At 42.4% G+C, this 12,255-nt stretch carries 11 protein-coding genes and 1 pseudogene; 6 read left to right on the plus strand and 6 right to left on the minus strand.

Translation table 11 applies throughout. The features are described 5' to 3' along the window. The first annotated feature begins 9 nt into the window (after positions 1 to 9). Entirely contained in the window at positions 10 to 2,613 is a 2,604-nt protein-coding gene (locus tag C2M32_RS17990; protein WP_105169691.1) for a TonB-dependent receptor plug domain-containing protein, read from the plus strand. A gap of 97 nt (positions 2,614 to 2,710) precedes the next feature. Beyond that, on the plus strand, positions 2,711 to 4,180 hold the full coding sequence (locus C2M32_RS17995; protein ID WP_105169692.1) for a tetratricopeptide repeat-containing sulfotransferase family protein: 1,470 nt from the start codon (positions 2,711 to 2,713) through the stop codon (positions 4,178 to 4,180). Here C2M32_RS17995 and C2M32_RS18000 read toward each other — a convergent pair. Next, positions 4,137 to 5,042: an alpha/beta fold hydrolase gene (locus C2M32_RS18000; protein WP_105169693.1), complete on the minus strand. Its 906-nt coding sequence runs from the start codon at positions 5,040 to 5,042 to the stop codon at positions 4,137 to 4,139. The two genes, C2M32_RS17995 and C2M32_RS18000, sit on opposite strands and share 44 nt — an antisense overlap. Before the next feature lie 130 nt (positions 5,043 to 5,172). Between C2M32_RS18000 and rlmF the strand changes: the two genes are divergently transcribed. From rlmF to C2M32_RS21055, 3 genes and pseudogenes are all read left to right on the plus strand, one after another. Continuing rightward, entirely contained in the window at positions 5,173 to 6,033 is an 861-nt protein-coding gene (rlmF, locus tag C2M32_RS18005; protein WP_105169694.1) for a 23S rRNA (adenine(1618)-N(6))-methyltransferase RlmF, read from the plus strand. Positions 6,034 to 6,617: 584 nt separating this feature from the next. Further along, a pseudogene (locus tag C2M32_RS21050) lies at positions 6,618 to 7,067 on the plus strand (alpha/beta hydrolase family protein); the annotation flags it as partial. A gap of 68 nt (positions 7,068 to 7,135) precedes the next feature. After that, positions 7,136 to 7,330 (plus strand): alpha/beta hydrolase family protein, encoded by a 195-nt coding sequence (locus tag C2M32_RS21055; protein WP_267894540.1) that lies wholly within the window; start codon positions 7,136 to 7,138, stop codon positions 7,328 to 7,330. Between the two features lie 34 nt (positions 7,331 to 7,364). Here C2M32_RS21055 and C2M32_RS18015 read toward each other — a convergent pair whose 3' ends face one another. From C2M32_RS18015 to C2M32_RS18035, 5 genes are read right to left on the minus strand one after another with little or no spacing between them, the layout of a single operon-like run. Beyond that, entirely contained in the window at positions 7,365 to 8,276 is a 912-nt protein-coding gene (locus C2M32_RS18015; protein WP_105169695.1) for a DUF808 domain-containing protein, read from the minus strand. Positions 8,277 to 8,316: 40 nt separating this feature from the next. Next, on the minus strand, positions 8,317 to 8,907 hold the full coding sequence (locus C2M32_RS18020; RefSeq protein ID WP_105169696.1) for a thymidine kinase: 591 nt from the start codon (positions 8,905 to 8,907) through the stop codon (positions 8,317 to 8,319). 60 nt (positions 8,908 to 8,967) lie between these two features. Continuing rightward, the gene (locus C2M32_RS18025; RefSeq protein WP_105169697.1) at positions 8,968 to 9,771 is read right to left on the minus strand and encodes a substrate-binding periplasmic protein; all 804 of its coding nucleotides are present in this window, start codon (positions 9,769 to 9,771) and stop codon (positions 8,968 to 8,970) included. A 48-nt stretch (positions 9,772 to 9,819) separates the two neighbouring features. Beyond that, positions 9,820 to 10,284, minus strand: a complete 465-nt coding sequence (locus tag C2M32_RS18030; RefSeq protein WP_105169698.1) for a methylated-DNA--[protein]-cysteine S-methyltransferase — start codon at positions 10,282 to 10,284, stop codon at positions 9,820 to 9,822. Further along, positions 10,281 to 11,645, minus strand: a complete 1,365-nt coding sequence (locus C2M32_RS18035; protein WP_105169699.1) for a DNA-3-methyladenine glycosylase 2 family protein — start codon at positions 11,643 to 11,645, stop codon at positions 10,281 to 10,283. The genes C2M32_RS18030 and C2M32_RS18035 overlap by 4 nt, the downstream gene beginning before the upstream one ends. A 175-nt stretch (positions 11,646 to 11,820) precedes the next feature. On the opposite strand from C2M32_RS18035, the gene C2M32_RS18040 reads away from it, so the two are divergent. Beyond that, positions 11,821 to 12,198, plus strand: coding sequence for a DUF2946 domain-containing protein (locus C2M32_RS18040; RefSeq protein ID WP_158678268.1), 378 nt, complete (start codon positions 11,821 to 11,823; stop codon positions 12,196 to 12,198). Positions 12,199 to 12,255 lie beyond the last annotated feature (57 nt).

Raw genomic sequence — 12,255 nt, forward strand, 5'->3', positions numbered from 1 at the left:
GGAAACAGGATGAAACTACAATTAAACGCGATTAGTCGTGCAATTACTTATGCTATCGCATCAACTGCATCTGTAGGTTTGCTATCTACATCTGCTTATGCAGAAGAAGAAGGCGCCAAAAAGGAAAAGATTGAGAAGATAGCGGTCGTTGGTTCGCGTGCAGCACCTCGTTCAGTTGGTGACTCACCAGTACCAGTCGATATTATCGGCGGTGATGAACTAAGCAAGGCGGGTGGCGATGATATGCTAGAGCTTCTTAAAGGCTCAGTACCTTCTCTGAACGTTCACCAAAACCCTATCAGTGACGCTGCGTCATTGGTGCGTCCAGCCAACCTTCGCGGTCTACCTGCTGACAGTACGTTAATTCTACTTAATGGCAAACGTCGTCATCGTTCATCTGTTATCGCCTTCCTAGGTGGTGGTATCAACGATGGTGCACAAGGTCCAGATATCTCGGTTATTCCAAGCGTTGCATTGAAGCAAGTTGAAGTTCTACGTGACGGTGCAGCCGCACAGTATGGTTCAGATGCGATTGCAGGTGTAATCAACTTCGTATTGAAAGATGCTTCTGAGGGTGGTAGTTTCTCTGTTAAGCAAGGACAATATTTCGAAGGCGATGGGGATACCACAACATTCGAAGGTAATATTGGTTTACCATTTACCGATGATGGCTTTGCTAACCTAAGCTTCCAGTACAAAAATGCTGATGCCACAAGTCGAAGTGTACAACGCCCTGATGCTGCAGCTTATGATTCTGCAGGTGTAGAAGGCATTCGCAACCCAGCTCAAGTATGGGGTGCGCCAGAAATTAAAGACGACATCACTTTGTTCGGTAACGTTGGCTTAGACCTATCAAATGATTCACAATTCTATATGTTTGGTAACTATTCTGAGCGTGATGTAAAAGGTGGTTTCTATTATCGTAACCCTCAAACCCGCCCTCAAGTATATTCAAATGACGGTGGCGAAACTTTACTCGTAGCCGACTTAGATGGTTTGGATACAGGTATTAGCTGTCCTACGGTTAACCTTAAAGATGCTGAAGGCAATCAAATTCTAGACGTTTCAACGATCGCCGCTTATCAGCAAATCGCGTCTAACTCAGACATTGGTAACAACTGTTTCGCGTTTAACGAAATTTTACCTGCTGGTTTTACACCTTTCTTCGGTGGTAATATCACAGATACTTCATTGACGATTGGTACAAAAGGCGAATTCACTGGCGGCTTTATGAAAGGCGGCTACTATGACTTAAGCGGCTCTGTTGGCCGTAACGAGTCGCGTTACTTTATCACCAACACTGTGAATGCATCATTAGGTGCAGAAACGCCCATGGACTTCAGCCCTGGTAAATACATTCAGTTAGAGAAAAACTTCAACTTGGATATTTCTAAGGGTTATGATTTTGGTCTAGCATACGACGTAAACGTAGCGGGTGGCTTAGAGTGGCATGAAGAAACCTTCGAAGTAATCGCAGGTGATGAAGCATCATTCATCGCAGGCCCATTAACAGAGCAAGGTTTTGGTATCGGCTCTAACGGTTTCCCTGGCTTTAAACCTTCTGCAGCAGGCGAATTTACACGTCGTAACTATGCAGCATACGTTGACGTAGAAACACCATTTACAGAAGAGTTCTTAATGGGTTGGGCGCTTCGTTACGAAGACTATGATTCATTTGGTTCAACCACAAACTTCAAGATCACAGGTCAATTCCAAGCAACGGATGACTTGTCATTCCGTGGTTCAATCAGTACTGGTTTCCGTGCTCCGACTGTAGGCCAGGCGAACGTTAGTAACGTTCAAACCAACTTAAGTAGTGGTGTATTAGTAGACTCTGCGCTACTACCACCGACTAACCCAGTATCACAAATCTTAGGTGGTACCGAGCTTCAGCCTGAAGAGTCAGAAAGTTACACATTTGGTGCGGTATATCAGTCTGGCGATTTATTCATGACTATCGATTACTACAACATCCAAGTAGAAGATCGTATCAGTCAGTCAGATAAAATTAACTTAACTGCAGAGCAAAAAGCAGCGCTTAAAGCGGATGGTGTACCAAACGTAGACAGCATTGCTCAAGTTAGCTTCTTCACCAACGACTTTGACACAACAACTCAAGGTGTTGACTTTGTAGCTAACTACTCTATGGACCTACTTGGCGGCTATTCAACGTTTGCATTCGCATATAACTGGAATGAGACTGAAGTTGATAGATTCTCTGAGATCACAGGTGACTTTAAAGTTAAGCGTCTAGAAACTGACTTGCCAAACCACCGTGCTACACTTACGTGGACCCAGCAGTGGGAAGACTTTACAGGCTTTGTACGTTACAACTACTTCGGTGAGTACCAAGGTGTTCACGTAGATTATGATGCAACAGCAATCATGGCTGACCCTTCAGTAACGTTTGATGCAGAAGTAACTTACTTTGCAACTGAGAACATTAGCCTGACTGTAGGTGCAAACAACATTTTCGATCAAGAACCTGAAAAGCTTGATTTTGAAAAAGCCACAGGTATTCCTAATAACAATTGGGGTGGTAAATACTACGAAACGTCTCCGTATGGTATCAACGGTGGCTTCTACTACGTGAAAGCAACTTACACGTTCTAATTTTTACTGTAACCCAGCAGTAAAGGCGAAATGGCATTGGCTATTTCGCCTTTTTGTTTTTATCATCTAAATATATGAAGTCAGAAATAGTCAAAACATGTTACTGATCCAAAGAGCCAATGAGTTAATGGCACAAAACAGGCTTCGAGAAGCCGAGTTTATGTTTAAAGCAGTTCTCAAAGAAAATAATAATAACGGTCACGCTTTGTTTGGTTTAGGGCGATTGTGTATCGAGCTGGCAGACTATGACAGCGCAATTTATTATTTAAGAAGAGCGTGCGAAAACCTTCCAAAAGAGTTAGATCCGTTATTCACACTGGCCAATTGCTTTGTTATCGTCGGCTCTGCGGTCGACGCCAAAACCGTATTGGAATATACCTTATCTATTGCAAGAACCAGTGCTCGCGCACACTATGAATTAGGTCAATTTTACCTAGACCACGGCTTTATCGAAAACGCCCGAAAAGTCTTTGAAGAAGGTCTTACTTGCGAGAATGAACCTGTTACCCCTCACATTATTTACGAAACATCACAGCTTTCAGCAACCTCTAAATTACCCTCGTATGTTACAAAGCTTGAAGAACTATCAGAGTTATATGGCAGCAATCAGCAGTTGAAGGTGGTGATTTACTACGCCTTAGGTAAATGCCAGCATAGATTGGGTAATTACCAACAAGCATTCGACGCATTTAAGATGGCAAATGACACCCAAATACAATTTTGTGACTTTCGAACTAAAGATATGCTGCCATTCTTTGCTCAACTAAGAGAGCATTTTTCGGAAGCCTATTTTAGACAGCACACTAATAAAGTAACGACCACATTTACACCTACATTTATCGTTGGCCTGCCCAGAACAGGCTCTACACTGCTTGAACAAATGCTGGTTCAACACAGCAACATTGGTTCCATTGGCGAGTGCACGGTATTCAGTGACACAATCGTGCCGTTTCTCGCAAAACGCGCAGAGGCCCCCTTTCCTTTTTGCGTCTCTAATTTAAGTACTTCAGTACTAGATTACTGTCGTAATTTGTATATTGATGAGATAAAAGATATGCGTGTGGGTGACGAGGTTGTCATCAACAAGTTACCTGCAAATTTTCAAAACATTGGTATGATTTATAAGATTTTTCCTAATGCACGTTTTATTCATTTAACCCGTAATTTCGGCGCTACCGCTTGGTCTGTATTTAGTAATCATTTTGAAGCGAACGAACCCTATTTTTGTTCTTTGCGTGAGTTTAAGCTATACGCTCAAGCGCAAATAGATATGATGGAACATTTTAAAAAGTTCATTCCACAAAATATATTTACTTTGAGCTATGAAGATTTACTCAAACAGCCAGCAAAAGCACTCAATCAGACACTACATTTTCTAGGCCAAGAATTTGAGCCTGAATGTTTAGAGTATTACCATGACAAGCGCTCGGTTTCGACGTTAAGCAAAGCACAAGTGCGTAAGCCGATCAGTAAGGCACCATTGACCAACTGGCACCACTATCAGAACAATATGTCCGAGTTACTTAATGACGATCATGACGAGCAAACCAATCTAGCAGGTCCTTAAACTGATCGTGCACAGCATGCTTATGTGTGAGCATATCGATATGGCCATAATCATGTTGGTGACCATGTTTGCGGCCATACAGCTTTAACTGCTGAACCCCTTGCCCTGACTCTTCCATGAACTTTTTAATATCTATGGGTTGAGCGAGCGCTTTATCTTTAACACCAGCAATATGTAATGTTGCTGGTAGGTGCATATTTTTTAGTGTCGCTGCGTAGTCAAAGCCATCATCGCTGTCAATCCATGGCTTGCGCTTAGCCCATTCCATCCCCTGACGGTGTGACTTTTTGGTTTCGTCGTCACTGCCCCACTTGAGCGCTTTAGAAGGCAAGTAGCCATGCTTTTTGGCATACAGTGGAGCAAGTCCATACCAAATCAAATTCGCCTGAAAGAACTTACTGATGTGTCTGTTATGCAAACTGCGCTTGGAGCCAAAGTAAACGCATGCATCCACTTTTTTCACTTGTGATGGAAAACGCGCAAAGTAGCTGTTCATCAATACGCCTCCCCATGAGTGCGCCACCCAAAAACGTGGAAATTCACCGCAGTGCTGTTCGATATATGACAGCATTGCGGGTATATCCTCTAGGATGGATTCAGTCTGACCATACTCAGAGCGCGCAGAAATTGCAGGTAAGCTTTGACCTCTGCCACGTAAATCAGCAACATAACAACGATAACCTTGAGAGGCTAAAAATGGTGCTAAGCCTTTATTACTCTGCGTGTAAAAAATTTTGCCATTTTCAACCGCACCATGCATAAAGAACACAGCGGGCCCTTTGCTATCGGTTTGAGCTATATATCTCAGGTGTAATGATTGCTCTTCGCTCAGTGGCACTAACAGTGAGGTTTGTTCGATCATAACGCATTCTAATTGTTGTTTTGTTAACTCATCCTACCAGTAGTGAAACAGACTCGCAACGCATACCTATTTGTCACCAATAGCTTCTCAGCGATATAATGACCGACCACTTACCACAAGCGCTCAAACAATGCACAGTAGAAATAAACATCGCCAGGGTTACGACTTTCAAGCACTTTGTGCCACGTTACCCGAATTATCAAGTCACCTTATCAATACTGTAAAAGGTCATATCAGTATCGACTTCAGTGATAGAGCATCGCTAATATGCCTCAACAAAGCGCTACTTATGCACTACTACGATGTAAAGTATTGGGCGTTACCAAAAGACTTTTTATGTCCACCAGTACCCGGAAGAGCGGACTATATTCATGCCCTAGCTGATTTGCTCCGCTCAACGACTCAAACGGTAATGTCTAACTCCACAGTAAAAGTATTAGATATTGGCACAGGTGCCAATCTTATCTACCCGCTAATTGGTCACGCAGAATACCAGTGGCAATTTACCGCATCGGACGTCAACCCAGCAGCACTCAAGTGCGCAAAAACTATCGCTCAAGCGAATGATTTGGATATAAAGCTGATTCAGCAAGCTAATACTGAACATATTTTCCACAATATAATAAAGCCGAATCAGTACTTTGAACTAACCATGTGTAACCCACCATTTCATGCTAGCCAAAAAGAGGCTGAGCAAGGCACCAGCCGCAAGTGGCAAAACCTTGGACAAAAGCCTACGAATAAATTGAATTTCGGAGGGCAAAGTCAGGAGCTTTGGTGTGATGGGGGTGAAAGGCGCTTTATTAAGACCATGATCCGTGAAAGTAAAGATTATGCCGAGCAAGTTGGTTGGTTCACTTGTCTAGTTTCCAATAAAGACAACTTATCGTCATTGAAACTTACGCTTAAGAAACAGCAACCTAAAGAAATTAAAACGGTAAAAATGGCTCAAGGCCAAAAAATTAGCCGCTTTTTAGCTTGGAGATATTGATAACACAACCAGAGTAGCGGTGTATTAGCTACATAATAGACTTTTTACTTGAGAGCCACGGATGGTGAGGAGGACAGTGCCAACCGATTGTACAGATGGCCACAGCAAACGGTTTGCGAGGTATAAAATAACAGAAGGCCAAAAAACCTTTGTATGTTACTATATAAGGGTCAAACCAGATTCGTATATTGTGTCTCTCGCTTAACTACTCAGATTATTTATCGTTAGATATTTAAACTAAACGTCCACACAAAGTACAGAATGTACGATACAAACACAAAGGAGTTGTTTTGAAAAAGCATCTATTACTTTTACCACTTTTGTTGACTTCACTTTCATCTCACGCGTCTAACTTAATTGATCATCAAGAAGTAAAAAATGAAAAAAGTTGTTTTAGCTGGGTCTTCGCTGATTACGACTCGTGGCGTGGTCAAATGAAAAAGAAATATGAAAAAGGGAGTAAATCGGCAGATATAGTAAATAGAAAACTGTCTCGGTTTGACTCCCTATTCGGCAAAGAAAAATATCAACAATTTAAAGATAGTTTAGATTGCAGCACCTTTGAATATGAGGTTGACTCCCATATGGTCAAAGGTTATGTCATCAAGCCAAAAATCGCCGAAGATAAATTACCCGTACTTATCTATAACCGAGGCGGAAACGGAAATTTTGGGGGGGTGGTTTTTGGTACCATGATGAGCCATTTATTTCCAATAGCTAAAGAAGGATTTGTCATCATTGGCAGTCAATACCGAGGTACCCATACACGATCAGATACGTTGGATGAATTCGGTGGTAAAGACGTAGAGGATGTCATAGCATTACTAGAATTTATCCCTACAATTGAAGGCGCTGACGCCAAAAGAATCGGTATGTATGGGGCTAGTCGTGGCGGGATGCAGACCCACTTAGCAGTTAAACAAGCCTCTCATATTAAGGCCATTGCAACGATTGCAGGCAACACTGATTTGGCAAAAGGTCTCTCTTACCGCCCAGAAATGGAGAAGGTTTATGAAAAACGAATACCAAATTATATTGAGAACAAGCAAGCGGAGTTAGACAAAAGGTCAGTATTACACTGGGTTGATAAATATCACCGGCTATGCCTATTCTGCTCTTGCATGGTACAGGTGATAAACGTGTATCGGTTAAACACTCACAAGACTTTGCCGCCGCTTTATCTAAACACAGAATTCCCCATAAACTGGTTGTGTATCCAAACGATAACCATGGACTAAGCAAGCACAAAGAAGAGGCTAACAAAGAGCTCATTAATTGGTTTCGCCAATACCTGTAAATGCAGTTAGTGGCGGTAGGAACACCGCCAATATTCATGATGATTTAGGCTTGATTCTAGCCGCTCCCATACCCAGCAATACTACCGCCGCGCCTGCGAATAAGCCAAATAATGCACTCATCACACTGGGCAGTATATACGCCAACCAAGAGAAGCTGACTGCTGCGAGATCAGCACTAAACGAGTTGATCCAAAGTGACAGTGAGTGCCAACCATGAGTTAGGATCCCACCTCCCACCATAAACATTGCAATGGTGCCCGCAACAGCCAAAACTTTCATCAATTTAGGGGCAATTACCAGCAGCGATGACCCAATGGCTTTTTTGATACCACTTACATTGGGTGCTGAGAGTAAATACAGCCCAATGTCATCCAGTTTAACGATGAGTGCAACCAAACCATATACGCCGACTGTCATCACCACCGCTATTATGCTCAGAACACTTAGTTGCATCGTCAAGTTTTGCGCGGCGACAGTGCCCAACGATATAACAATGATCTCAGCTGATAAGATAAAATCAGTCCTAATGGCACCTTTGATTTTGTCTTTTTCATAGCTGACTCGGTCCAAAACCAATAAATTAGCTTCGCTGTCATGAGGTTGCTTGTTGTTAGATAGCTTTTCAAAGACTTTCTGCGCCCCTTCAAAGCACAAGAACAATCCACCCAGCATTAGCAAAGGTGTGATTAGAAAGGGTAAGAAAGCACTGATCAAAAGCGCTGCGGGTACTAATATGAGCTTATTAACAAAAGACCCTTTAGCTACAGCCCATACAACGGGTAACTCCCTGTCCGCAGAAACACCTGTGACTTGCTGCGCATTAAGCGCAAGATCATCCCCTAATACACCAGCCGTTTTCTTTGCTGCTGTTTTACTCATTAGCGCAATATCATCCAACAATGTGGCGATATCATCTAACAATGAAAGTAAACTTGCCCCTGCCATATCATTCCCTTTGGTTGATAAGTATGAACTTGCTATCTATTTAGCTTTTTGTCACCTTGCTTAATTCAGCTTTATAATGTTCACGACACATTGAGACATATCTATCATTACCGCCAATCTCAACCTGCGCCCCATCCGCAATTGCAACACCATGTTCATCAGTACGCAGTACGCGATTAGCCTTGCGCCCACAATGACATACGGTTTTAAGCTCAATTAACTTATCAGCCCAAGCTAGCAAATACTGAGAGCCTTCGAAAAGCTCACCCCTAAAATCTGTTCTTAGACCATAACATAAAACTGGAATATGTAATTCATCAACAACATCAGTCAATGCACTGACTTGCGCTTTACTCAAAAACTGACACTCATCAACTAAGATACAATCAATCTGATTTTGGAGGTGATGGTCATTTACCAATTTCTTAAGGTTGGTCTGTGCATCATAAATGTGAGCATCTGCTTCTAGACCAATCCGAGACGCGACCTTACCTACCCCTGAACGATTATCAATTGCCGCAGTCAATATAAACGGTGTCATACCGCGTTCACGGTAATTAAATGCTGACTGTAATAAGGTGGTTGATTTACCAGCATTCATTGCTGAATAATAAAAATAAAGTTGTGCCATTTGAGTGTCTTAAAGCTTGAAAAGCCGTTAGTCTACCCAAAGTTCATTTCGTTTACTACGTTACTGTGAACTGGTCACGTTAGAAGCGTCACTCCTTTGAGACTGTTCATCCTCCTTTAGATATCTCATGTACACTTCAGCAAATGGGAATTTGACCAGTTCCGCCCATACTTGATCAGCTAGCTCTTTATTGTATGTATAGAAATTTTTAGAAAAGGCCAAAAATCCATAGCTAACATCAAATGGCGGATATTTGGCATGTAAAGTATCAGCATATGGGTATGCACTCACCTGCTTACCATTTATCATGCAAAGTCCAAACGTTCCATCCACAACTTCTTTACTCACCAAATCGAAAGCATCTTTTTGTGACAAAGTGTCGACTTTAGTGAAACGAGCATCTGATATTCTGTCCGCTGACGAATAGCCTCTTGGAATGGCGAGATTGAAAGTCCCTTCGTTACTGTCCAGTTGCGACATAAACGCCTCATTTCCAACTAAACATCTCCCTAATTCGTTGATTGCAAGAGTCGTGTCTAACTGCCCTTCTTTGCGACTAGGGAAAGTCATAAACTCTCGACGACTTTCAACATAACTGGCTATAACCGCATCTACTTTATTGCGTTTGATGTCATGTAAACAGCGCTGCCATGGTTGACGAACAAAGACGATAGTGAGCCCTCTGATATTCTTTTCGACCGCTTTTAATGCTTCAATACTTGCCCCAGGGTTTGTTGCAGGAACTTCCAGCCCTTTGCCCATATAAGAGGGAGCTAACTCTTTATCCTCATAGCAAAAGGTCAAAGTCTGAGCATATAAAGCTTGTATATTCAGTAACAAATAACTATAAAAAATCCAGCGCACTAGCAATCCTTTGTTCCCCAATGTTCATTCACTTGCTGTTAAGTATATCTAAGTTTTTTTATTTTGCTGCTCATGTTCAAGTAACCAAGCTTTTTTTTCCACACCACCTGCATAGCCAGTTAATGTGCCATTTGCGCCGATGATTCTGTGGCACGGTACTATGATACTGATTGGGTTTTTGCCATTTGCGCTACCAACCGCTCTGACGGCCTTAGGGTTATTCAAACAGTTAGCCATCCAACTATAAGTATTGGTATCTCCATATGTCACCGTGGTGAGTACTTTCCAAACAGACTCTTGAAACTCTGTTCCTTGCACATCAATCGCAACATCAAACTCGTATCTAGCCCCAGTAAAATATTCTCTAAGTTGTTGTAATGCAGTTTTTGTATGAGTATTGTGCTGTTCTGCATGCCAGCATTTTGGCTTGAAGCCAACATAAGTTAAACCGCGTTGTGACGCCTGAATGATCAGATCACCGATGGGTGTATTCATAGTGTGTTGATAAATCATAATTGTTGCCATAATTGAAAGGTGAGATAGCTTCGAAACGGAGCACATTGTTCAATATTTAGTTCCCCACATTTAGAAAATGCCTTTTTGACCCCCAAATCTGAACCTAAATAAATGTCTGGATTGCTCTGGCCGCGCATTTTTGCATAGTCGACAGTCCAAGGGCCAATGCCTTTGATAATCAACCAGTCATCTAGCTCTGTGCTAAGAGGATTTTGCACACAGTATTGCGCAAGGTACGCCAAAGCTTCTTTACGTCGTTGTGGCATTTTAAAAAATGCAAACTCACAGTTCGCCATTGCTTCAGGCGAAGGAAATAATCGCTGCCCCAGATGATTGACCCCCCCAAGTTCATTAACCAGCGTCGTCAACAAGTTTTTGGCCGCAGCAACGCTGACTTGTTGGCCCAACACAGCACGCACACCCGCTTCAAATTCGCTCCAGATGCCAGGAAGTCGTAAGCCTTCAATCAATTGAAATGACTCAGGTAAGCACTGATAGAAATGTTGATAAATAAAGTTTGGGTCCGCATCCAAATCTAATACTCGTCTAATATTACTAACTACCAAGTGCAAACCCGCTATATCGTTAATGGTGATTTCAACCTTAAACCTATGATTCTGTTCATCAAAATGTGCTTCAAACGCACCGTCATAACCACCTATTTGATAGGTCCTGCCGTAACTTTTATGCGTTAGCCACTCCATGGGCTCAATGAGTCGTTTAGATAAAAAGCCTTGTAGCAGCGCCCAGTTATAAGGTGGCCTAAATGGTAAGTGTAAAGTGATGTGCGATTGCACTTGTTCACGCTCCCCTCTCAGTTGGCTGGGTGTCAGTTGAAATAATCGAACAAATGCGTCATTAAAACGACGTAACGAATTAAACCCACTCGCAAAAGCAATGTGTGCGATAGGTAACTGTGTTTGTTGTAATAATTGTTTCGCAAAATCACATTGTTTATAGAGCGCGTATTGTTTTGGCGTCGTACCGTAGTATTGTGCAAACAACTTATTTAAATAGCGCTGCGTGATCCCCAAACGCTCTGCCAGTTGCGCCACAGAATGATTGGATAGCGCACCTTCATCAATCAATTTTTTCGCACGCACAGCGGTCGTCTGCGTGCCAAGCCAAGCGTAACTGCCTGGCGCTGAATCAGGACGGCAGCGAATACATGGACGAAACCCTGCATCCGCAGCATTGTGAGCATGTTCATAATATTCAACATTCTTTTCATGAGCCGCAGGCGCAGGGCAAATGGGACGACAATATATACCCGTTGTTTTTACGGCTACATAAAACAACCCGTCAAAGCGGTGGTCGCGACTCTTTCTGGCTTTTTGACATATGTCCGGAGAGTACATAATCACATTACAACTTACTTATCATGATGCCAGTGTATCGCAAAAACCGCCTTATAATCGCCATATCTGGAACTAAACCTTAAAACTTGCATCAGTAGCAGCTAAGACATACACATTGACCCCATTTACAATGTTTGTTAGCTTAGCCGCTTACAATATTTTGGTACAGACGCGCATGAATTTGAGAATAGTTATATGCATAATCATTACACTGGTGATTGCTTTACAATCAGTCGGTACAGTGGCGTCTGCATCTCAAACTCATCAAATTGATATTGAACACCTACAAACAGAGCATGTTCATGCCGAGCATATTCATGCCGAGCATCATGATGCAAAGCAATATCCCACCGTCACAGAGCTGTACGATCAGGATGGACATAATATCAAAGACTGCCACCATTGCGGTCATTGTAGTGGTAGTCATCTCAGTTGGTACGTCAGCAAACTCGTTAATCAATTACCTATCGTGCTGGCACTAAACGATTATTCGCAAACTCACTCTCATACAATTCACAGACACGAGCCTCAATTTAAACCTCCGAAAGCTTAATCTCATTATCTTTTTGGGTCTTATGGCCCGACTTAAATCCATCCACGGCTTAAAGCT

Origin of the sequence: Pseudoalteromonas sp. T1lg23B, from assembly GCF_002964665.1 — a bacterium.
Taxonomy (GTDB): Bacteria; Pseudomonadota; Gammaproteobacteria; order Enterobacterales; family Alteromonadaceae; genus Pseudoalteromonas.